Origin of the sequence: Ottowia sp., assembly GCF_016703145.1 — a bacterium.
Lineage (GTDB): Bacteria > Pseudomonadota > Gammaproteobacteria > Burkholderiales > Burkholderiaceae_C > Ottowia.
The window spans coordinates 820,169-843,117 of sequence record NZ_JADJCO010000005.1 but is presented as its reverse complement, the minus strand read 5'-3'; the positions used below and the strand labels follow the sequence as shown (position 1 = coordinate 843,117).

Genomic DNA, 22,949 nt, shown 5'->3' with positions numbered 1-22,949 from the left:
ACAACATCTTCCGAGGAGCAGCGTCATGAAGCCGATCGTCACACCCGTCCTCCACAATGACCAAGCAGCGGTCGCCAACCTGCAGGCCGGGCTGATCGCGCTGCTGCGGCGCGGGGTGATCAGCGAGGAACCGGGCCCGCTGGATGAGCGGCTGCGAAAGCTGGACGATGAGCAGCGGGCGCAGGCTTATGGCAGTACCACGAAAAAAACGGTCGAACTGTTTCAGCGGCAGCGCATGCACCACGACGGCGGCGAGGTCGACGAGGAGACCGCAAAGGCGCTGAATGCGGCGTTGGGCGAGATCGGGGCTTTCGATGCGGAGCCCGCTGCGCGCGTGCGCGTCGTCGCCGGCCGCGTGCAGCGCGAGGGCCAGGATGCACCTGCCGAGCCGGGCATTCGCGTGCGCGCCAGCCATGAGTCGGACCGCGCCGCGGTCCGCCTGGGCGAGGACGTCACCGACGGCGATGGCCGCTACACCATCCGCTACGAGCCGCTGCCGGGCGTGGACGCGATTCATCTGCGCGTGGCCGCCATCGGCGCCGACGACAAGCCCATTGCGTCTGCCGAACTGGTTCCGAACGCCGGGCCGATGGAGATCGTCGATCTGCGGCTGCCGGCGCTCGCGCAGCCTCCAGCGCGGCGCAGCCTCGAAGGGACGGTCGTGCTGGAATGCGGGCTGCCGGCCGATGGGCTGAAGCTGCGCCTGTACCGGCGCGAGTTCGGCGGCAAGCTCACGCCGCTCGGCGAGGCTCCCACGGGCGCGGACGGGCGCTACACGCTGAGCTACGACGCGGGCGCGGCGGCGGGCAGCCTGGAAGTGCGCGCAGTGAAGGCAGGCGGCGCCGAAGACACGGAAGTCGTGCTCTCCCGCCCGTTGAACGGGCTCGCGCCGGACGCCAGCCTGAACCTGGTGGCCCCCGACGGCCTGAAGACGCTGGCCGCCGAGTACCAGCGCCTGTCGGCCAGCGTGCTGCCGCACGTAGAGCAACTCGACAGGCTGGCAGGCGCCAAGGAAGACGAGGAGCAGCAGGACCTGAGCGCGCTCAGCCGCGCCACCGGCTGGGACGCACGCCTGCTCGCGCTGGCCGCCCAGGCCGAAGGGCTGGTGGCCGCGGGCGTTCCGTTGCCGGCGCAGGCGTTGTACGGCCTGTTGCGCGCGGGGCTGCCGTCGGACAAGGCGCTGCTCGCGCAGGTGGACCCCGCAGACGTGGCCGAGGCGCTGACGGCGGTACACGATGCCCGCATCGTGGATTTGCCCGTGGCGTCGATTGCAGAACTGACGGAGCGCTTCGCCGGGTTCGCCGCGACGCAGCGGCTGGCCGCCGCCGTGCCCGGATCACGTTCGACCTATGGCGAGCTGATCCAGGCCAGCGGGCTGCCCGAAGCGGCCCAAGACAAGTTCAAGACCGCCTTTCTTGCGCAGCGCGGCGATGGCGACGTGGCGCAGGTCTGGGCCGCCGCGCGCGATGCCGGATTGGGCGACGCAGACATCCGCAAGCTGCGCCTTCAGGGCAAGCTCGCCCTGCTCACCGGCAACAGCGCCGGGATGACGACGCGGTTGCTGCAACTGCGTGCTGCCGACGGCGAGGGTGGGCAACCGATCGACGACCCGGTGCAGTTGCTGGACCACGACTTCGACCGTGCCGAAACCTGGATCGTCGCAGCCCGTCGTCTGGCGGGTGCGGAGCCGGAGGGTGATCTGACCGAAGCGGCCGCGAAGGCGCTGGACGCGCTGGTTCCAACCGCCTACGCCGGCGCGACACCGCAAGCCCGGCTCCAGGCCTACGCCGAGGACAACGCACGCAGGCTGCGCCTGAGCTACCCGACGCAGTTGCTCGGGCGCAAGGTCGAACGCGGGGAGATCAGCTTGCCGGCGGCCACCGACGCCACGGTCAAGGTGTTGCGCCGGGCCGCCGCACAAGGGTTCCGGCTCGGGGCGACATCGGCGAAGCGTTTTCTCGAGGTCCACGGCAACACGCGCGAAGGCGAGGGCGAGGAAGAGAAGGCGGTTCTGTCCGAAGAAGAAAAGGCGGCTCTACCCCAACTGCAGGCGCTGCATCGTTTGGCGCAGATCACGCCGGGCAGCGAAGCGGTGCCGGTGCTGATGGCGATGGGGCTCCATTCAGCCTACGACGTGACGGAGCTCGAAGCCGCCGACTTCATCAGCCGCTACGACACGAAGTACGCGGAAAATCACCAAGGGAAGCAGCCGGCGCCCGACGAAGCCAAGTCGATATTCGACCGCTCGGTGCAGGTGGGCAGCGTGGTCTACAACCTGTTCACGGTCGCCAGGAAGTTCGACGCCGAGCTGCCGGTGATGGGCATGTCGGCTTCGCCCGAAGTGCGTGACAGCGTGCGCAGCGATCTGGTGAAGCAGTTCCCCACGATGGAGTCGCTGTTCGGCTCGATGGACTACTGCGAGTGCGAGCATTGCCGCTCGGTGCTGAGCCCGGCCGCGTATCTGGTGGACCTGCTGCAGTCGCTGGAGGAGTGGGGCCTCAAGCGCAGAAACAAGTGGCAGGGCGGAGCCTTCGCCGCGCCCTACGACGCCTTGATCGGCAAGCGGCCGGACATTCCCTACATCGCGCTGACCTGTGCCAACACGCAGACGGCGATGCCCTACATCGACCTGGTGAACGAGGTCCTCGAATACCACATCGCCAACGATGACTTGGCCGGCGATGCGGCCAGGGACACCGGCGACGCCGGCACGGCCGAGTTGCTGGCCGAGCCGCAGTACGTGATTCGCGAGGCCTACGCCAAGCTGCGGGATCGGCAATACCCGCTGTGCCTGCCCTTCGATCCGTGGATCGAGACCGCGCGCCAGTTCTGCGAGCATTTCGAGACGCCGATGGCCGATGTGCTGGACACGTTGCGCCCGAGCGACGCGCTGTCGGACGACAAGCAGCCATTCGACCTGCAGTGCATCTTCATGGAGCGGCTGGGACTGTCGCCGGCGGAGCTGTCGATCTTCACCGATCAAGAAGCGCTGAAGAACTGGCACGCGCTTTACGGCTACGACACGCCCGAGGAAGCACTGACCGAGGCCATCGACAAGGACAGCGGGCAGCGGACCGACCTGAACTCGGCCAAGGCTTTGTCGCGGCGGCTGGGTGTCACGTACAAGGAACTGGTCGAGATCCTCGGAACGCGGTTCGTCAACCCCGAGTTGGCCGGCCTGGGCTTGCTCTGCAAGCTGGGCGTGTCGATTCGCGATGCGCGCTTCTATCTCGACCACAAGAAGAAGCCCGGTTACGAGCAGGACAAGCTGCTGGACGGCCGGAACCGCAGCGAGCTGTCGCCCGCCGACCAGTTGCGCTTCGATGAACTGGGTGTCGAAGACGAGAAGACGCACCGGACCGGCTGGGAGGACCTGCGCGAGGCACTGGCCTTCGAGCAGCGGCTCAAGACCAAGGCCGAGGAACTTGCCCATGCCGCAGCGGGCCTGACCACGGAAAGCAGAGTCCAACTGGCGCAGAAGATCGAGGCGGAACTGAAGCAGAAGATCGAGGCGATTGCGTTCGACCAGGTGCTGATGCTGGTTGACCCGGACAGCGGCTGCAATTTCGACTTGACCTTCCTGCGCTTCGCCGATGGCACGCCGGCGGATACCGGTGACAGCGCCCAAGACACCGCCCAGCGGATCGAGCGGCTGTCACCGGTCTTGCGGCGCCTGAACCTGCTCGTGCGCCTGTGGCGCAAGCTCGGCTGGACGATCGAGGAAACCGGCCGGGCATTGGGCGCGTTCATGCCACCGGACGTTCTGCAGCAGGCAGATCAGGCGAAGTTCGCCGCATCGATGGAAACTGCGCTCCTTCGCCTGTCGCACCTGAAGACGCTGGACGAGCGGTTGAAGCCCGGCAAGCAAGGCCGCATCAAGCTGCTGGCGCTGTGGTCCGACATCGCCGCCGACGGCGACAAGCCGCTGTACGCGCAGCTGTTCCTGACGCCTGGCGTGCTGAAGAGCGACGTCGCCTTCGACCACCCTTACGGCGACTATCTGACAGTCCCGTGGCTGGAGGACTTGAAGCAATCGATGGTCCATGAAGTCCAGCGCGAGGACGTGAAGGACGCGGACAAGATCGACCCGGCGGCCTTCCTCGGGACGCCATTGCAAGTGCCCTACGACTCCCTGCGCGGCATCCAGCGCCTGTCGTTCCCGGGTCTGCTCAGCAAGCCGATGAAGGATGCCTTGAAAGCTCGGCTGCCCGGCCACCCGCTGCTGGCCGCACTGCTCGACGCGGTGCAGGAGAAGGCCGAGGCCTTTTCACTGATCAGCAGCCACATGCTGGCGCTGCAAGGTGCGCTTGGCCTGACGGCCGGCGAGATCCGCCAGGTCATCGACGGTGGGAAGTTCGACACCGCGCCGTACCTGTCGCTGGCGAGCGTCTCGCTGCTGTATCGCCACAAGCTGCTGGCGAAGGCGTTGTCGTTGTCGATCGCCGAGTTGCTTGCGCTCAAGGACTTGTCCGGCTGCGACCCATTCATGCTGGTGCATCTGCACAACGACCCGCTCCAAACCCTCGAAGCGCAGGACCAGCCGCTGTCCGAGACCCTGCGCTTCATCGACATCGTCGACGCCGTGAAGGCCAGCGGCCTGAAGACCGACGACCTGGAGTTCCTCTTCCGTCACCGCTTCGACGCCGTCGGGCGCTACCGGCCCGACAGGCCGGCAAGGCTGGGGCTGCTGAAGTCGCTGGCCGACGGCGTGCGCGCCATCCGGCTGGAGCATGCCGTGCCACCGGCCGGCGAGACGCCCACCGACGAACTGCTGCGGCAGAAGCTGAGCCTGGCGCTGGCACCCGAGGCGGTTGCGCGCCTGCTGGACATCGTCAACGGAACCGCCGAGTTCACGGTTTCCAAGGTACTGGAGGACGGCGAAGCGCCGCTCGATGCGAAGGCATTGGAGTCCGAGCCCGCCGTGCGCGAACCCCGCTATGACGACGTCCGCAAGCTGCAAAAGCTCACGGTGCGATTGTTCGACCCGAAACGCAAGGGGCTGGAGGACCGGCACGCCGGGGCGCTGCTGGCGACGCTGTTCGAGATGGCGCAGAAGCAGGCCGACGAGTTCTTCGACCAGTACCTGCTCGAGCAGGCCGGCTTGCTCGGTGGCGACGGCGGCCTTGGGTTTCTCACAGCGCAGGAAGACAAACCCGAACTGTTCCGCCCGCTCCTGGGCGCGGGGGCACTCGGCCCGGATGGCAACGCGCTCGACGAAGAGACCATCGGCGAGACGAATCGGAAGACGCTGGCCAAGCGTCGCATGCGCATCGCGGCCGCCTTCCTGCCCTTCCTGCAACGGGGGCTGGTGCGCCAGTTCATCGTGCAGACGCTCTCCGTGCAGACGGGCAGTGACCCGAAGCTGGTGGAAAGCCTTCTCGCCGACAAGCGGATGCTGGGCCGCGCGGCGCCGCTGCTGGACGAACTCGTCGCCATCGGCAAATCGGGCGTGACGGTGACCTTCCATCCGAACGAGGACTTCGGCGGTGAGGCATTGACCGTGCGCGCGGTCGCCGACGTCGACACTGCGTTGAAGCAGGCAGACGCGGGCGGGGAGCCGATCAAGCCCGGCAATGCCGACAGCGCCGTCTTTGCGGGTTACCTCGCCGTGCCGGCGACGGGCGCCTATCGTTTCCTCGTCGAACTGGAGAAGAAGGGCGCCAAGGCCAGTCTCCGCTTCGACCATCTGGCGCGGCCGGTGTTCCTGGAAGGATCGGCAACCGGCGAACCCCAGGTATTGGACGAAGCGCTGGAACTGCAGGCCGGCGTGCTCTACGGCTTCAGGCTCGAGATCGGCAAATTGGCCGGCGGCGACGTCCGCCTGCGTGTGCAAGGCGATTCCTTGCCGAAAAGTCCGGTGTCCAACCTGACGCTGTACCCGGCGGATGAAGCCGATGCCGCGGACCGTGCGATCACGCTGCTCGTCAAGGTGCTGCAACTGGCGCAGAGCCTGGACCTTGGCGTGCGCGAAATCAGGCATGTGCAGACGCATGCCGAGGTCTTCGGCGGACTGGTGCTTGGGGGCCTGCCGGTGCAAGAGCCTGGGCCGTCAGAGGACGCCAAGGCGCATTTCAAAGGCTTCTTGCGCCTGGCCGCCTATGTGAGGCTGCGGAGCGCGCTGTCCGCGACCGGCGACGAGCTGATCGATCTCTTCGAGATCGACGAAGCCGCCCCACCCGCAACGCGCCGCGACGACGTGTTCGCCCGCTTCGCGACATTGACGCGGCGTGAACCGACCACGGTCAGGGCGGCGGCGAGGGCTTTGTTCCGGACCGATTCGGCATTTGCGGATGAGGAGAAATCGTTCTTCAAGAACGAACAACCCTTGTCGCGCTTGTGGCAGGCGCTGCAGGTGGTCGAGCGCTTCGGCGTGCCGCTGGAGGCGCTGCTCGACCTGTCGGGCCTGGTGCGCCTGCAGGGCGGCAGCGACATCGGGTTCGAGGCTGCCCGCGGCCTGAAGGCGGCGGTCAAGGCCCGCTACGAGCCGCAGGCCTGGCAAGCCGTGGCGCAGCCGATCTTCGACCGGTTGCGGCGGCGCCAGCGCGACGCGCTCAGCGCCTACTTCATGCACGTGCATCACCTCGACAGGATCGAACAGGTGTACGAACACCTGCTGATCGACCCCGGCATGGAGCCAGTGGTGCAGACCTCGCGCATCCGCCTGGCCATCGCATCGGTGCAGCTCTTCATCCAGCGCTGCCTGCTGAACCTGGAGCCGAAGGTGCATCCATCGGCCATCGACGCCAAGCAGTGGGAATGGATGAAGCGCTATCGGGTCTGGGAAGCCAACCGCAAGATCTTCCTGTTCCCGGAGAACTGGCTCGAGCCGGAGTTCCGCGACGACAAGACCCATCTGTTCTCCGAGCTCGAAGGCGCCTTGCTGCAAGGCGATGTCTCCAGCGACCTGGTCGAGGACGCCTTCCTGAACTACCTGAAGAAGCTCGACGAACTGGCCCGGCTGGACATCGTTGCGATGCACTTCGACGACGGGCAGCGTGTGCTGCACGTCTTCGGGCGTACCTTCAGCCAGCCGTACAAGTATTTCTACCGACGTTATGCGCGTCAGATGTGGACGCCGTGGGAACCGGTGAGCGCCGAGATCTCGGGTGACCACCTGGCGCCGGTGGTGTGGCGAGATCGGCTGTACCTGTTCTGGGTGACGTTTCTCGAGAAGCCTGAGATGCCGCGAGCACAACAAATGAAGATTTTGCCGGCGGCTCTCAAGATCTATCCAGCTCACAAGTCACCGAGTCCACCACCGTCTCCACCGCCTACACCGCCTGACGCCATCGCCAACTTGACCGTGGCCGATCTGAAGGACAAGGCGATCGCAACCTCGGATAACAAGCTCACCGTCGAGGCCCAACTTCACTGGAGCGAGTACCTGAACGGCGAATGGAGCACGCGCGAATCCGGTGCCTACGGCACGCCCGAGGTGATGGAGGCCGCGGGGTTGCCGAAATTCCAGAGCGACACGGTTCGTGTACACGTCTCGAAGGAGCAGCGCGGCAAGGACGGCGAGGAACTCGGCGTCTACATCCATCTCGGTAAGCCGTTCGAGAAGGCATTCTATTTGGCCGGACGGAACAGCCCCCCGCAGAAAGCACAGGCCTATAGAGTGAATGGAATCATGGGCAAGGTGCCGGCCAATCCTTTCTTGGTTTCCGCAAGCCAGATCAGCAACAACCGCTATACAGGCACGATCCGCCTCGAGGTGAGATACCGCAAGCAGATCACGACCGACCCGCTGGCCAAGCCCATCGATCCGAAAGTCGATGCTCTTCTCGGCGACACAGGTTCGTACACGCTGCTGCTGTGCAACAACAACTTGAACCTGCCGACCGTGCAGGCGTCCGACCCAGCAGTCCAGGGCGCGACGGATCCGGCGGAGGTCGCCGCAGCAATCAATGGGGGGCTCGAGGAGATGGCATCGCTGACGAAGCCCTTCTTCTACCAGAACGACCGGCGTCGCCATACCTTGTTCGCCGAGCCCAGCGTGATCGAGACGACGGTGGAGAACTGGAAGGGCTGGGTTCCTGCGCCGGCGCCACCGGGATCGCCGCCGCTGAAGGTGCGTCCGTTCACGCCGTTCGTGCCCTGGCTCGTGCCCGAGTTGGACCAGGTGTTCCACCCGCCGCCGATCGACCAGCACTCGATCCTGGGCCTGTCGCAGCGCAACGACTGGCTCGTGAATGGGGTGACCAGCCTGAACTTCGACAACCGGGTGATCGGGCCGCAAGGCTGGACGGGCCTGGAGTTCAAGAGCCTGGCCGGACTGCAGGACGTGCAAGCCCTACAGGACACGTCCTTGGCCGTGGCCCCCGAAGCAGGCGCCGAACTCGGTCTGGCCCGCACCTGGGCAGCCAGCGCGGAGGCCACGCAGGCGGCCGCGGCCATCAGCGTCGTCGGCAGCGCCGGCTTCAGCGCGGCCCATGCGGCGCGGCTTACGAATCTGTCCGGCCTCCAGGCACTGCCCGGCCTGACCGCAAGCACCCGGTTCAACCGATAGGAGGCCGCCAGCATGAACCCGTCCAACTTCGCCAAGGCGGACATCACGCCATTTCACGGCAGCCTCGATCGTGCCGCCGCTCTGCTGCGTCTTGGCGCCTTGGTCGCCGACCCTACGGTTTCCAAGGTCACCCGCTACTTCGTCACCCAGCAGCGGGAGCTGAGCTACCGCTTCTACCTTCACCAGCACCCCTTCGTCGGGCAACTGACGCGGCGCTTGATCCGTGGCGGAACCAGCGCGCTGCAGGCAGCCGATACCGACTACGCCGCCGGCGACGTTTCCCTGCCCTATGGGGTGGACGTGGAACTGCAGGAGAAATACGAATCGCCGCTGGCGAAAGATGCCAAGATTTTCCTGCTGCAGGACGTTCAAGCGGCTGGAGCCGATGGCGGCATGGTCACGCTGAATGCGAAGGAGGCGTTCGAACTTGCCGAGCCGGCCACTGCGGAAATCCTCGCCGGAACGCGCGTCGTGCTCGTCGATGCACTGCACGACACGCCCCATCCCGGGCTGAAGCTCGTCCTCGGTGCGAAGCGCCGGGCTGCGTTCGCCGCGGACACGCAGATCAAGCTGCTCGGGGTCACGAAGTTGAACCAGCCAGCGGGCGATCCGGTCGCCATTCCTGCGGCAATGGTCGCGCTGGCCGGCGGCGAACTCGTGGATCTGGCGGCCGGTGCGAAGTTGAAGCTGCTTCGCCGGCGCATGCAACCGGCTGCGGAGTTGTATGCCGAGTTCTTCAAGAACTATCAGCCCAACGACAAGCTGGTGCGACAGCCCTATCCGGTCAACGACCTCGACTTCAGCGCCGGCGGTGCCTATGCGGTCTACAACTGGGAGCTGTTTTTCCACATCCCGCTGACAGTGGCCATGCACCTGAGCAAGAACCAGTGCTTTGCCGAAGCCCAGCGCTGGTTCCACTACCTGTTCGACCCCACCGACGACAGCGACGGCCCGTCGCCCGAGCGCTTCTGGAAGGTGCGGCCTTTCCAGTCCACCGACGTGAAGAAGGCCGAGGAGATCCTGGTCAACCTCGCCACCGGCGCCGACGCCGAGGTGCGCAACGACACCTTGAACAGCATCGCGGCCTGGGAGGAGGCGCCTTTCCGCCCGCACGTGATCGCGCGCTACCGCCAGCAGGCCTACATGCTGAAGACGGTGATGGCCTACCTGGACAACCTGATCGACTGGGGCGATTCGCTGTTCCGCCAGGACACCGGGGAAGCCATCGACGAGGCGATGCAGTTGTACGTGCTGGCGACCAACATCCTGGGCCCCCGGCCGCTGCCCGTGCCCAAGAAGGGGTCAGTGCGCACCCAGAACTACGCGAACCTGAAGAAGGACATGCAGAAGTTTGGCGTCGTGCTGCGCGACATGGAAGCCGATCTGCTGTTCGACCTGACGCCGGCACCGTCGGGCTCGGGCGATGGCGAGCGTTTGAATGCGGTGCGCAGCATGGGCAAGGCACTGTACTTCTGCGTGCCGCGCAACGACAAGCTGCTGGGCTACTGGGACACGGTGGCCGACCGGTTGTTCAAGATCCGCAACAGCCTGAATCTGCAGGGCGTGTTCCGGCAACTGGCGCTGTTCGAACCGCCGATCGACCCGGCGCTGCTCGCGCGCGCCGCCGCCGCAGGCCTGGACGTGGGCGCCGTGGTGAGCGGGCTGAACCAGCCGCTACCGTTGGTGCGCTTCCAGTTCCTGGTGCAGAAGGCCACCGAACTCGCCCAGGAAGTCAAGTCGCTGGGCAACAGCTTGCTGTCGGCGATGGAGAAGGAAGACGGCGAGGCGCTGGCCATCCTGCGCGCGAAGCACGAGCGCGCGATGCTCGAAATGGTCGAGCACGTGAGATATGCGCAATGGCAGGAGGCGATCAAGGCCAAGGAAGGGTTGTTGCAGACGCTGGCGTTGGCGGTGCAGCGCTATACGTACTACGAGAGGCAACTCGGCAAGAAAGCGGATGAGATCGAGAAATCTATTCCGGAACTGGGAAAGTTTGATGGAGACGGTCTCGAGAAGATGAAGTTTGCAATGCAAGAACCGACCGTGGCACCCAGGGAGATCGAGGTTGATATTGCGCAGGATCTGGGGGCCTCAGGGGGCAAGATCATCAGCAGCCATGAACAAGAGGAGTTGATCCATCTGGCCGGGGCACAGGAGCTTCAGCAGGCAGCTAGCAACATCAGCATCGCGGCCAAATACCTCACGTTGTTGCCTGAATTCGGGACCAAAGCGGAGCCGCTCGGCGTTGGTGCAGCTATCGAATTCGGCGGCAGAGCGCTGTCAACTGAGCTTTCGATGGTCGCCGATTCGATCAACGCACAGGCAAACCGCAGTTCCTACGAAGCCAGTAAGGCAGCCCGTATCGGCAACTATGCGCGTCGTGAGCAGGAATGGTCGTTTCAGAGCAATCTTGCAGCCGGCGAGATCACCCAGATCTTCAAGCAACTGCGCGCCGCCCAGATTCGCGAGGCCATTGCCGAGAAGGAATGGGACAATCATCAGAAGCAGATCAAGAATGCCCAAGAGGTTGAGTTCTTTCTCACTGGCGAGAAGAACGCGGCCTGGACCCAGAAGATCGATTCGACCGAGAAAAAAACGACCAACAAGGCGTTCTACGCCTGGATGAAGCGCGAGGTGAAGGGCTTGTACTCGCAGTGCTTCCAGTTCGCCTTCGACATCGCCAAGAAGGCCGAACGCGCACTGCAACACGAACTGGGCAATCCGCAACTCAGCTACCTCCAGTTCGGCTACCTCGCCGGCAAGGAGGGCCTGCTGGCCGGCGAGAAGCTTTATCTCGACATCAAGCGCATGGAGATGGCCTACCACGACCAGAACCAGCGCGAGTACGAGTTGACCAAGCATGTCAGCCTGCTCCAACTGAATCCATTGGCATTGATTCAACTGCGTGCCACGGGCCGCTGCACGATCGAACTGCCCGAAGAACTGTTCGACATGGACGGCCCCGGCCATTACTTCCGGCGCATCAAGACCGTGGCCGTTAGCGTGCCTTGCGTGACCGGGCCCTATGCCAGCGTCAACTGCACGCTGACACTGCTTTCGAGCAGGATCCGCACGACGCCGGTTGTCGGGGATGCGGACGACGACAGCCGCTTCAGCGACTATCTCGGCAGCCTGCAGTCCATCGTCACCAGTTCGGCGCAGAACGACAGCGGCATGTTCGAAACGAACTTCCGCGACGAGCGTTACCTGCCTTTCGAGAACTCCGGCGCGATCGGCAAGTGGCAGCTTCAACTGCCGGCCAACCCCAGCAAGGACGATCCAGCGCAGTTCGACTACGACACGATCAGCGACGTGATTCTGCATATCAGGTACACGGCACGGGAGGGTGGCTCCCTTCTGCGCAGCGAAGCGATCGGGCGCCTGAAGGCGAAGGCGATCGGCTCGGTCCGGCTGTTCTCGCTGCGCAACGAGTTTCCAACCGAATGGGCTCGGTTCCAGAACGATGCGCCGGTGGACGGCTTCCACGCGCTGAAGCTCAGGCTGCGAAAGGAGCATTTTCCCTTCTGGAACCAAGCGCGCCTCAAGAGTAGCGAGCCATCGCGCATCGACTTCCTGGCCCGAAGCAGGGACAGTGTTGAACTGATCGTCCCGGCTGACCCGGAAAACCCGGCTGTCCCGGAAAAGAAGGATGCACTCAACAAGAACATGGCTTTTGGCAACATCCTTGTGGGCGAACTGACAAACATCAAACCGGGGGATGTCCTGAGAAGGCCTCTAGACAAAGCCGACGAGGCTTCGTTCGAGTTGAGTATCTACGTGTCAACGGTGTCCGTCATGGACATCTCCGAGATGTGGATCGCGGTGCATTGGTAGTCCAGGAAGGGCGCACTTCGGGGCAGGCGCAACTGAATGCACTGAAGTGCTCCCACTGGGTCCCCGCCGCGCGGGTCCGATGGTCGTCCAAAGTGAGGATGTCCTGTGGGCGCAAGAGAGCTATCTTCTCTCCTTGGGTGAACGAATCTTTCTCGGGCTCGAATTTCGCTCTCTGACTGGAGGTGATTCACATGGTCAAGCTCTCCCCTGTCCACCGGTACGAAGACGGGCCGACGACATGTCGTCCCGCTGCGGCCGTTCTCAAGGAGATCCAGCGCGCGATCAAGGCGAGCCACGCACTCTCCTCCGCAGATGTCAGGCTCGCCGCGTACATGGGGTTGGTGACGGCCGATGTGCAACGCCCGATCGGCTTCAATGATGGTGTCTTCTACCCGCCCGAGTCCGTGACATTGAGCTCGGCGCCGGAGAAAAGTCCGCTGCGCGCCGCGCGGATGCAGCGCGCCAGCGCGACGAGCACCCGGAAGCTGCACGCCATTGCATTGCTGGTCGACTTCAGCGACAACACAGGCACGCGCCCGGCAGCAGATTTCCAGGCGATGCTTTTTGATCCAAACAACCCGGACTCGATGACCAGCATCTACCGCGAGATGTCGTATGGCATGCTCGAGGTCAGCGGAGAGGTGGTTGGCTACGTCCGCGCGCCGAAGCCGTACTCGTTCTATACCGCCGGAGACAGCGGCACCGGATCCAATTTTCCGCGGAACACGCCTGGCTTGCTGTTCGACGCGCTCACGGAGTTTTGCAAGGCCGACGATCTCAAGCGCTTCGACACCGATGGCGACGGGTTCGTGGACGGGGTTTTTCTCGTTCACGCGGGTGGTGGCGCCGAGGCCTCGCCCGATCCGGTGAAGCGGAAAGACATGATCTGGTCGCACAAATGGACGCTGCCACAAGCCTTCAAGAACAAGGGCGTGAGTGTCTTCGCGTATTCGACTGAACCGGAAGACGGGAAGGTGGGTGCCGTAGCCATCTTCCGCAGGCACGCAGGCACGCAGGCACGCAGGCACGCAGGCACGCAGGCACGCAGGCACGCAGGCACGCAGGCACGCAGGCACGCAGGCACGCAGGCACGCAGCGTTCCGGTGACAACGGTATTGTTGCTGGCGGCTTTCATGATGGCTGCATGTTACGCCCCGGCGGCGGCACCATGGTCGCCGCGGGAACCGCTCGGCGTAGACGTGCAGGGTGTCGAGCGCGACGATGATGGCCGCCGGCGATGGGCGAGGACACCGACGCGGTGCTGGCCGCACTCGGCTACGACGCTACTGAAATAGAAGCGCTGCGCGCAAGCAGCGCGGTGGCTTGAGGCCGATTCGGCTTGAACCGATGGGGTGCAGCCGGCCCCGGATACCTTTCTTGCGGCTAGGGTAATTCCCATGCGCGGCGAGGGTCACTTTCGACAGGAGCGCCGATACAATCATTAACCGACCGATCGGTCAGCTTATGACGTCAGTGGGGACGATCGGTCGTTGTCCATATCCCGCAGTCCTGGTTGGAGAAGGCCCATGAATGTGAAAAAGATCGCGCTCGCGTGCGCCGCTGCTGTCGGTTTCTCGGTGTCGGCCTGGGCCGACGTGAACGTCGGCGTCACCGTGTCGGCCACGGGGCCCGCGGCGTCGCTCGGCATCCCCGAGAAGAACACGTTCGCGCTGATGCCCCAGAGCATCGGCGGGCAGAAGATCAACTACATCATCCTGGACGACGCGTCGGACACCACCGCCGCCGTCACCAACACGCGCAAGCTGATCGCCGAGCGCAAGGTCGACGTCGTGGTCGGCTCGTCCACCACGCCGGCCTCGCTGGCCATGATCGATGCCGCGGCCGAGGCCCGGACGCCGATGATTTCCATGGCCGCGTCGGCGGCCATCGTGGAGCCGGTGGAGGGCAAGAAGCGCTGGGTGTTCAAGACGCCGCAGAATGACATCATGATGGCGCTGGCCATCGCCGAGCACATGGCGGCGGCGGGCATCAAGAGCGTGGCCTTCATCGGCTTCGCCGACGCCTACGGCGAGGGCTGGCACCGCGAGACCGTCAAGGCGCTGGACCTCAAGAAGATCAAGCTGGTGGCCAACGAGCGCTACGCGCGCGCCGACACCGCCGTCACCGGCCAGGTGCTGAAGATGATGGGCGCCAAGCCCGACGCGGTGCTGATCGCCGGCTCGGGCACGCCCGCCGCGCTGCCGCAGAAGACGCTGAAGGAGCGCGGCTACACCGGCCAGATCTACCAGACCCACGGCGTGGCCAACGCCGACTTCCTGCGCGTGGGCGGCAAGGACGTGGAAGGCACGCTGCTGCCGGCCGGCCCGGTGCTGGTGGCCGACCAGTTGCCTGCCAGCAACCCGGTGCGCAAGTCCGCGCAGGCCTACATCCAGGCTTACGAGGGCGTGCACGGCAAGGGCAGCGTGTCCACCTTCGGCGGCCATGCGTGGGACGCCGGCCAGTTGTTGGCCGCGGCCATTCCCGTGGCGCTGAAGAAGGCCCAGCCGGGCACCGAGGAGTTCCGCGCCGCCCTGCGCGACGCGCTGGAAGGCGTGAAGGACGTGCCGGGCGCGCACGGCATCTTCAACATGTCGGCCAGCGACCATCTGGGCCTGGACCAGCGCGCCCGCGTGATGGTCAAGATCGAGAACGGCAAATGGGTGTACCAGCCCACCAAATGACCGGCTGGTGACCGCCGCGGCCGCCCGCATCCTCCACAGGCTGGTCGAGCCGCCCGCGCTCGGCCAGCCTGTTTGACATCCGGATTGCATCCATGGATCTGCAGATCGCCCTGATGCTGGCCCAGGACGGCGTCGTCAACGGCGCCGTCTATGCCCTGATGGCGCTGGCGCTGGTGCTGGTGTTCTCGGTGACGCGCGTCATCTTCATCCCGCAGGGCGAGTTCGTGGCCTATGCCGCCCTGTCGATGGCGGCCATCCAGGCGGGCAAGCTGCCGGCCGTGGTCTGGCTGCTGGCCGCGCTGGCGCTGGCCACCCTGGTGGTGGAGGCGGCGCGCCACGCGCGCGGCTTGCCGGTGGACTGGAAGTCCACGGTGGTCTGGACCCTGGTGCTGCCGCTGGCGGTGGCGGGCGTGGTCCTCGGCGTCCAACCCACGTCGGGCTGGGCGCGGACGCTGACGGTGCTGGCTCTCATCACGCCCATGGGGCCGCTGCTGTACCGGCTGACCTTCCGCCCGCTGGCGCACGCGTCGGTGCTGATCCTGCTCATCGTGTCCGTCGCGCTGCACGGGGTGCTGGTGGGGCTGGGGCTGGTCTTCTTCGGCGCCGAGGGCTCGCGCACCGACTCGATGTGGGACGCGCGCTGGGACCTGGGCGGCATTCCGATCACCGGCCAGTCGCTGGTGGTGGTCGGGGCGGCGGCGGTGCTGCTGGCGGCGATGGCCGTGTTCTTCGAGCGCTCCCTCATCGGCAAGGCCTTGCGCGCCACGGCCATCAACCGCGTGGGCGCGCGGCTGATGGGCATCCCGACCGAGCTGTCGGGCGACGTCTGCTTCGCGCTGGCGGCGCTGATCGGCGCCGTGTGCGGCATCCTGATCGCGCCGATCACCACGGTCTACTACGACACGGGCTTTCTCATCGGCCTCAAGGGCTTCGTGGCGGCCATCGTCGGCGGGCTGGCCAGCTATCCGATGGCGGTGGCTGGCGCGCTGCTGGTGGGCCAACTCGAATCGTTCGCCTCGTTCTGGGCCAGCGCCTTCAAGGAGGTGCTGGTGTTCACCCTCATCATTCCGGTGCTGTGGTGGCGCTCGCTGCACACCCGCCACGTGGAGGACGAAGAGTGACGCCGCGCCGCATCACCCTCCTGGCCATCGCGCTGCTGGCGCTGGCCTGGCCGCTGCTGCCGCCGTTCACGGTCACTCTGCTCGACTACATCGGCCTGTATTCGCTGGTCGCCGTCGGTCTGGTGATGCTGACCGGCGTGGGCGGCATGACCTCGTTCGGCCAGGCGGCCTTCGTCGGCCTGGGGGCCTACGCCACGGCCTGGCTCTGCACCTCGCCCACGGCCGCGCAGGCCCTCGGCATGCTGCCCGTCGGCGCCTTGCCCTGGCTGGGGCTGGTGCTGGGGCTGGCGGTGACGGCGCTCATCGCCTGGGCGCTGGGCGCCGTCACGCTGCGGCTGTCCGGGCACTACCTGCCGCTGGGCACCATCGCCTGGGGCCTGAGCCTGTACTACATCTTCGGCAACCTGGAGGCGCTGGGCGGCTTCACCGGCCTCGCCAGCGTGCCGCCGCTGTCCATCGCCGGCATCGACCTGTCGTCGCCGCGCGCGCTGGGCGTGCTGATCTGGGTGCTGCTGCTGGCCGCCATTGGGTGCCTGCACAACCTGCTGGACTCGCGCGAGGGCCGCGCCATCCGCGCCCTGCGGACCGGCCGCGTGATGGCCGAGTCGATGGGCGTGGACACCGGGCGCCAGCGCATCAAGCTGTTCGTGCTGGCGGCGCTGCTGGCGGCGGTGTCGGGCTGGCTGTACGCGCACCTGCAGCGCTTCGTCAACCCAACGCCGTTCAACCTGAACATCGGCATCGAGTACCTGTTCATGGCCGTGGTGGGCGGCTCCGGCCACCTGTGGGGCGCGGTGCTGGGCGCCACGCTGATCACGCTGCTGAAGGAGCAACTGCAGGACTGGCTGCCGCGCCTGCTGGGCGCCAGCGGCAACTTCGAGGTCATCGTCTTCGGCCTGCTGATGCTGCTGGTGCTGCAGCGCGCGGCCGACGGCCTGTGGCCGCTGATCACCGGCTGGACGCAGCGCTGGCTGAAGCCCGTGCCCCGGCGCGGCGGCAGCGCCGCGCCGGCCGAGCTGCCGCGGCGCGACCTGCCCGTGCCCGGCCAGGTGGTGCTCGACGCCAGCGCCGTCACCAAGCGCTTCAGCGGCCTGGTGGCCAACAACGCCGTCAACCTGGACGTGAAGGCTGGCGAGGTGCACGCCCTGATCGGCCCCAACGGCGCCGGCAAGAGCACCTTCTTCAACATGATCTCCGGGGTGGACGACCCCACTTCCGGCACCGTCAGCCTGATGGGCCAGCCCATGGCCGGCCAGCCCTCGCGCGCGTTCGCCGCGCTGGGCCTGGGCCGCACCTTCCAGCACGTGCGCCTGCTGGGCCAGCGCAGCGTGCTGGAGAACGTGGCGCTGGGCGCGCACCTGCGCGGCCGGCGCGGCTGGCTGTCGGCCATGCTGCGCACCGACCGGCGCGAGGAGACCGCGCTGCTGGCCGAGGCGCGCCGGCAGATCGAGCGCTGCGGGCTGGCCGAGTACGCCGACACGCCCGCCGCCTCGCTGCCGCTGGGCCAGCAGCGCATCGTGGAAATCGCCCGCGCGCTGGCCGGGCAGCCGTCGATCCTGCTGCTGGACGAACCCGCCGCCGGCCTGCGGCACCTGGAGAAGCAGTCGCTGGCCCGGCTGCTGGCGCAGTTGCGCGGCGAGGGGCTGGCGATCCTGGTGGTGGAGCACGACATGGAGTTCGTCATGAACCTGGCCGACCGCGTGACGGTGCTGGAGTTCGGCACCGTCATCGCCATCGGCACCCCGACCGAGGTGCAGGCCGACCCGCGCGTCATGGCCGCCTACCTGGGCGGCGACCTTCCGGGGGCGCACGCATGACCACGCCGCTGCTGCAACTGGAGGGCTTCACCGTCCGCTATGGGCCGGTGGAAGCCGTGCACCAGGTCGCGTTGACGGTGGGGCAGGGCGAGATCGTCACCGTGATCGGCCCCAACGGCGCCGGCAAGTCCACGCTGCTGAACGCCGTCATGGGCCTGCTGCCGTCCAGCGGCACGCTGACGTTGGGCGGCGATGTCCTGGCGCGCCCGTCGGTCGAGGCGATGGTGGCGCGCGGCGTGGGCCTGGTGCCAGAGAAGCGCGAGCTGTTCGGCGAGATGTCGGTCGAGGACAACCTGCTGCTCGGCGGCTTCGCGCGCTGGCGCCGCGGGCAGCGCGACCAGGCCGCGCGCATGGCCGAGGTGTTCGAGCTGTTCCCGCGCCTGCGCGAGCGGCGCGCCCAGCTGGCGGCCACGCTGTCGGGCGGCGAGCGCCAGATGCTGGCCGTCGGCCGCGCGCTCATGGCCCGTCCGCGCCTGCTGATGCTGGACGAACCCTCGCTGGGCCTGGCGCCGCTGATCGTGCGCGAGGTGCTGAACATCGTCGCCTCGCTGCGCGGCATGGGCGTGTCGGTGCTGCTGGTCGAGCAGAACGCGCGCGCCGCGCTGCAGGTGGCCGACCGCGGCTACGTGCTGGAGATGGGCGCCGTGGCGCTGTCCGGCGATGCCGGCGACCTGCTGCACGACCACCGCGTCATCGAGACCTACCTGGGCGTGGGCGGCCACAAGGCCGCCTGAGCCGCCGCGCTGGTTGCTATTAAATAGATAGCTATCAGCGCAATAGGGATGGGGGCTGAAAGCCAAAATGACTTGAATAACCGCCCCGCATGCACGGTGGCGGCTGTTCTCCTGCCCGCGTGCGGCGCGGTGCGCGCCAAATCCCGACTCCGGCGCTGGGGCATTCTTGACTTACTTCAAGGACGCCAAAGCATGCATTTTTTACGCTTGGCTCGTTTTCAATCGGTGAGCGAGGAGCCGCCCCATGAGCCGCAGTGCCGCATGTACCACGACAACATGAGCAGCGGCGGCGCCCCCCTGCCGGAGCGCGCGCCCTTCTACGCCGAGCAGGCCGGCGAATGCCGCCTGTTCGCGCACGCCTTCCACCAGCGCCTGCCGGTGCTGCTGAAGGGGCCCACGGGCTGCGGCAAGACGCGCTTCGTCGAGCACATGGCCGCGCGCCTGGGGCGCCCGCTGATCACCGTGAGCTGCCACGGCGACCTGACCGCGGCCGACCTCATGGGCCGCCACCTCATCGACGGCGGCGACACGGTGTGGCACGACGGCCCGCTGGCGCGCGCCGTGCGCACTGGCGCCATCTGCTGCCTGGACGAGGTGGCCCTGGCGCGCCGGGACACCGCCGTGGTGCTGCACCCGTTGGCCGACGACCGCCGCGTGCTGCCCGTCGAGGGCACCGGCGAGCTGCTGCGGGCGCCGCCGCAGTTCATGCTGGTGGTGTCGTACAGCCCCGGCGACCAGAGCCTACTGAACAACCTCAAGCCCGGCACGCGCCAGCGCTTCGTCGCGATCGGCTTCGACTACCCCGCGCCCGAGGTCGAGCGCCGCATCGTCGAGGCCGAATCCGGCGCCGTCCCCGCGCTGGCCGCCCGCCTGGTCACGCTGGCCCAGGCGTTGCGGCGCCTGACCGGGCAAGACCTGGCAGAAGCCGCCAGCACCCGCCTGCTGGTGAGGGCCGCGCGCCTGATCGTCGCCGGGCTGCCCCAGCCCGAGGCCTGCCGCGCCGCCATCGTCGATGCGCTGACCGACGACGCCGGCACCGCCGCGGCGCTCGATGACGTCGTCGTGGCCGTGCTCGGCACCGGCGCTCCCTGAGCCATGAAGAGAGGGATCGGCGAGCTCTGGCACCGGCGCATCACCCGGACGGCCGGCGCCAATCCCCACGCCGCCGTGCGGCTGGAAGACGTGAGCCGCGCCGTGCAGATGATGTTCCGCGCTGGCGGCGGCGATGCGCGGGTGCGCGTCGTGCCGGCCACTCCCCAGCGCATCGGCGGGCCGCGCGCCAGCCTGGGCGCGCTCGACGGCGAGACGCTGGCGCTGCCGCCCGTGCTGGCGGTGTTCGACCAGCCCGTGCTCAACCGCGACCTGTACCTGTGGCTGGCGGCGCTCGGCGCCTGCCATGACGGCGAGAGCGCCGACTGGATCGGCGCCAACCTGCGCGCCACGCGGCGCGCGTTGGCGCGGTTCCCGGGCCTGCGCGCGCGCTACCGCCGCCTGGCCGAGGCACACCTGGCGCAGCGGCCCGAACCGCGCCGGCTGAAGCCCGCGGCCGCCGCCGCCGAACACGCCATCCGCCAGGCCCTGCGGGCCACGCTGGACGGCGAGGACGGCGACGCCCGGCCCGGCCCCGGCCTTCAGCCCGACGCCGCCGCGCCCGTCTGGCTGTGGCTGGGCCAGGCGCTACCGGAAGGCGCGGGCGATCCCGCCGAGGCGCCGTTCCGCGCCCCCGTCGACCGGCAGGCCCACGCCCTGGCGCGGGTGGTTGCGCGATGGACGGCGGCAGCCCGATAAACTGGTGCCCACCCACCCTTCGATGAGCCGCCGCCGTGACCCTGAGCCTGGACAAATTCAATCTGCCCCGCTACCTGGGCACCTTGCCGCTGTTCTCCAACATGAGCGAGGACGAGCGCCACCGCATGGCGGCCGACTGCAGCCTGCGCCGCATGGAGCGCGGCCGGCTTATCTTCAGCGCTGGCGAGCCCTGCGCCGAGTTCCACGTGGTGGTGGTCGGGCAGGTCAAGCTGTTCGCCGTCTCGCCGGCGGGGGTGGAGAAGGTGATCGAGCTGTGCGGCCCGAGCCACACCTTCGCCGAGGCGATCATGTTCATGGGCATGCCCTACATCGTGTCGTCGCAGGCGCTGACCGACACGCTGCTGCTCACCATCCCCAAGGGCGCGGTGCTGCGCGAGATCGAGCGCAGCCCCAATTTTTCGCTGCGCATGCTGGCGGGGCTGTCGCGCCGCCTGCACGGCTTGATCAAGGACGTGCAGGCCTATGCGCTGCACAGCGGCGTGCAGCGCGTGATCGGCTACCTGCTGGGTGACAAGCTGAGCGAGAGCGAGCCGGCGTCCGAATCGCTGGTGGTGTCGCTGCCGGTGAGCAAGGCGGCCATCGCCTCGCGGCTGTCGCTCACGCCCGAATACTTCTCGCGCGTGCTGAACGAACTGGAGACGGCCGGGCTGATCCACGTGGACAAGCGCGACATCCACATTCCGGACACGGCGCGGCTGGCCAACTACCAAGCGCACTGACCGTTCTTTCCGCCCTATCCCCGTGGGGGGAGAAGATTCTGAATCATTTTTGCCTCCAGCCAGCGCGAGAATTGCGCCGGCAGCTATCAAAAAGCTAGTGCGACGTGCCCTCCGAGCGCGTGATCTTGTTGAACACGTTGTACTTGCCCACGGGCTTTCTCATGGGCAGGCGCCTGACTTCCTTGAAGCTGGCGGCGTCGTAGACGATCAGGGCGCCATCGTCCTCCCACAGGCTGGCCAGCGCGTGGCGGCCGTCCTTGGTGAACTCGATGTGCGCCAGCGTCTTGCCCGGCTCGCGCACCGCCGCCACGGGCTCCAGCGTGCGCTTGTCGATGATGGTGAGCGTGTCCCGGGCCGCCGGGCTCATCATCGAATCGGTCCAGGCGTAGGGCGTGGCCTCGTGGCTGCGCATGAAGAAGCCGGGGCCGGGGGTGGCGATGTCCTTGACCAGCTTCCACGTCTTCATGTCGATCACGCTGATGCGGCCGTCCTTCAGGTTGGGGCTGGCCAGCACGCGCGTGCCCTGCCAGTCGAAGGTGATGCCCGAGCCCAGGTGCGGCATGCCGGCGATGGGCAAGGTGGCCACCTTGCGGCGCGCGTCCAGGTTGACCACCTGGCCCGAGGGCGTGCCGTCGGCGCGCGGGCGCGCGGCGCCCAGCGCATGGGCGTAGTCGGGGCTGAAGAAGAAGTCGTCCAGCGGCTCGTCCAGCGGCGTGCGGCGCACGCCCAGGTAGCCCGGCGCGGCGATGGCCTCGCCCAGCTTGTGGTCGTGCACCAGGCCGTCGTGGATGGGCGGCGCCTTGGGGTCGTAGCTGATCTCCCACAGCTCGGCGATGTCCTTGAGCGCCACCACGAAGCTTTTGCGCGGCGCGGCGTCGTACACGGCCGACACGCGCGAGGACTGGCGTCCGTCCAGCGTGCGGGCGCCGAGGGTCTTGACCAAGTTCAGGTCGGCGTCGAACAGCGCCAGCGTGTGCGGCAGGTAGTTGGCGGCCATCACCCACTGGCCGTCGCCGCTGACGGCGATGTTGCGCATGTTGATGCCGGCGCGCACTTCGACCACGGTCTTCAGGTTCCACAGGTCGAACTTGGTGATCCAGCCGTCGCGCGAGCCGAAGAACACGTACCGCCCGTCGGGCGTGAACTTGGGGCCACCGTGCAGCGCGAAGCGGCTGGCGAAGCGGTGGATGGGCTCGAAGCGGTCGCCATCGACCAGCGACACGTGGTGGTCGCCCGCCTCGACGACGACGAACAGGTTCATCGGGTCGGCGCGCCACTGCGGCCGCGCGGGCCAGCCGCGCCAGCCGGGCGTCTCGACGCGCGAGGTGGCGATGTCGGCGTCGGTCCACGACGGCGCGGGCTGCACGGGGGTGTAGATCCATTCGGCCAGCGCCGCGATCTCGGCCGCCGCCAGCGTGGCGCCGAAGGGCAGCATCCGGGTGGCGGCGCGGCCGTCGCGGATGACCTTCAGCGCCTCGGGCTTCCTGAGCCGCGCCAGGCTTTCGGGCAGCAGGGCCGGACCCATGCCGCCCAGCCGCTGCCCGCCGTGGCAGGCGGCGCAGTGCTGGCGGTAGAGCGCGGCGGTGTCGACGGGGGTGGCGTCGTCGGCCGCGAGGGCGGGTAGGCCGGCCGCCAGCAGGCCGCACGCGGCGGCGAGCAGGCGGCGGAGGCGGGCGTTGGTTGTCATTCTGAAAACTATCAAAAGAAGAGCTGCCGGCGCAGATC

Annotated in this window: 11 protein-coding genes; 10 read left to right on the top strand and 1 reads right to left on the bottom strand. The window is 67.3% G+C overall.

Annotated features, from left to right (window positions below; translation table 11 throughout):
* Nucleotides 1-25 precede the first annotated feature (25 nt).
* The 10 genes from IPG65_RS16985 to IPG65_RS16940 all read left to right on the top strand — a co-directional run bounded on the left by IPG65_RS16985 (nucleotide 26) and on the right by IPG65_RS16940 (nucleotide 21,224).
* Nucleotides 26-8,509, top strand: a complete 8,484-nt coding sequence (locus IPG65_RS16985; protein WP_293192082.1) for a neuraminidase-like domain-containing protein — start codon at nucleotides 26-28, stop codon at nucleotides 8,507-8,509.
* Between the two features lie 12 nt (nucleotides 8,510-8,521).
* Nucleotides 8,522-12,343 carry an insecticidal toxin protein gene (locus IPG65_RS16980; protein ID WP_293192080.1) on the top strand — a complete coding sequence of 1,274 codons (3,822 nt, stop codon included), beginning with the start codon at nucleotides 8,522-8,524 and terminating at the stop codon, nucleotides 12,341-12,343.
* A 191-nt stretch (nucleotides 12,344-12,534) separates the two neighbouring features.
* Nucleotides 12,535-13,638, top strand: coding sequence for an immune inhibitor A domain-containing protein (locus IPG65_RS16975; protein ID WP_293192078.1), 1,104 nt, complete (start codon nucleotides 12,535-12,537; stop codon nucleotides 13,636-13,638).
* Between the two features lie 231 nt (nucleotides 13,639-13,869).
* Nucleotides 13,870-15,024 (top strand): ABC transporter substrate-binding protein, encoded by a 1,155-nt coding sequence (locus tag IPG65_RS16970; RefSeq protein WP_293192076.1) that lies wholly within the window; start codon nucleotides 13,870-13,872, stop codon nucleotides 15,022-15,024.
* 92 nt (nucleotides 15,025-15,116) lie between these two features.
* Nucleotides 15,117-16,145 carry a branched-chain amino acid ABC transporter permease gene (locus IPG65_RS16965; protein ID WP_293192074.1) on the top strand — a complete coding sequence of 343 codons (1,029 nt, stop codon included), beginning with the start codon at nucleotides 15,117-15,119 and terminating at the stop codon, nucleotides 16,143-16,145.
* Nucleotides 16,142-17,962, top strand: a complete 1,821-nt coding sequence (locus IPG65_RS16960; protein ID WP_293192072.1) for a branched-chain amino acid ABC transporter ATP-binding protein/permease — start codon at nucleotides 16,142-16,144, stop codon at nucleotides 17,960-17,962. The genes IPG65_RS16965 and IPG65_RS16960 overlap by 4 nt, the downstream gene beginning before the upstream one ends.
* The gene (locus IPG65_RS16955; protein ID WP_293192070.1) at nucleotides 17,959-18,696 is read left to right on the top strand and encodes an ABC transporter ATP-binding protein; all 738 of its coding nucleotides are present in this window, start codon (nucleotides 17,959-17,961) and stop codon (nucleotides 18,694-18,696) included. Before IPG65_RS16960 ends, IPG65_RS16955 begins: the two co-directional genes overlap by 4 nt.
* Nucleotides 18,697-18,957: 261 nt before the next feature.
* Nucleotides 18,958-19,788, top strand: coding sequence for a CbbQ/NirQ/NorQ/GpvN family protein (locus tag IPG65_RS16950; protein WP_293192068.1), 831 nt, complete (start codon nucleotides 18,958-18,960; stop codon nucleotides 19,786-19,788).
* Between the two features lie 3 nt (nucleotides 19,789-19,791).
* Nucleotides 19,792-20,484 (top strand): hypothetical protein, encoded by a 693-nt coding sequence (locus IPG65_RS16945; RefSeq protein WP_293192066.1) that lies wholly within the window; start codon nucleotides 19,792-19,794, stop codon nucleotides 20,482-20,484.
* A 41-nt stretch (nucleotides 20,485-20,525) separates the two neighbouring features.
* Entirely contained in the window at nucleotides 20,526-21,224 is a 699-nt protein-coding gene (locus tag IPG65_RS16940; RefSeq protein ID WP_293193048.1) for a Crp/Fnr family transcriptional regulator, read from the top strand.
* Nucleotides 21,225-21,318: 94 nt separating this feature from the next.
* Here the strand turns inward: IPG65_RS16940 and IPG65_RS16935 are convergent, their stop codons facing one another.
* Nucleotides 21,319-22,911 carry a cytochrome D1 domain-containing protein gene (locus IPG65_RS16935; protein ID WP_293192064.1) on the bottom strand — a complete coding sequence of 531 codons (1,593 nt, stop codon included), beginning with the start codon at nucleotides 22,909-22,911 and terminating at the stop codon, nucleotides 21,319-21,321.
* Nucleotides 22,912-22,949: the final 38 nt, after the last annotated feature.

Coding starts and splice junctions, on each gene's coding strand:
- IPG65_RS16985 (WP_293192082.1), top strand. CDS start 26: ATGAAGCCGATCGTCACACCCGTCCTCCACAATGACCAAGCAGCGGTC.
- IPG65_RS16980 (WP_293192080.1), top strand. CDS start 8,522: ATGAACCCGTCCAACTTCGCCAAGGCGGACATCACGCCATTTCACGGC.
- IPG65_RS16975 (WP_293192078.1), top strand. CDS start 12,535: ATGGTCAAGCTCTCCCCTGTCCACCGGTACGAAGACGGGCCGACGACA.
- IPG65_RS16970 (WP_293192076.1), top strand. CDS start 13,870: ATGAATGTGAAAAAGATCGCGCTCGCGTGCGCCGCTGCTGTCGGTTTC.
- IPG65_RS16965 (WP_293192074.1), top strand. CDS start 15,117: ATGGATCTGCAGATCGCCCTGATGCTGGCCCAGGACGGCGTCGTCAAC.
- IPG65_RS16955 (WP_293192070.1), top strand. CDS start 17,959: ATGACCACGCCGCTGCTGCAACTGGAGGGCTTCACCGTCCGCTATGGG.
- IPG65_RS16950 (WP_293192068.1), top strand. CDS start 18,958: ATGTACCACGACAACATGAGCAGCGGCGGCGCCCCCCTGCCGGAGCGC.
- IPG65_RS16945 (WP_293192066.1), top strand. CDS start 19,792: ATGAAGAGAGGGATCGGCGAGCTCTGGCACCGGCGCATCACCCGGACG.
- IPG65_RS16935 (WP_293192064.1), bottom strand. CDS start 22,911: ATGACAACCAACGCCCGCCTCCGCCGCCTGCTCGCCGCCGCGTGCGGC.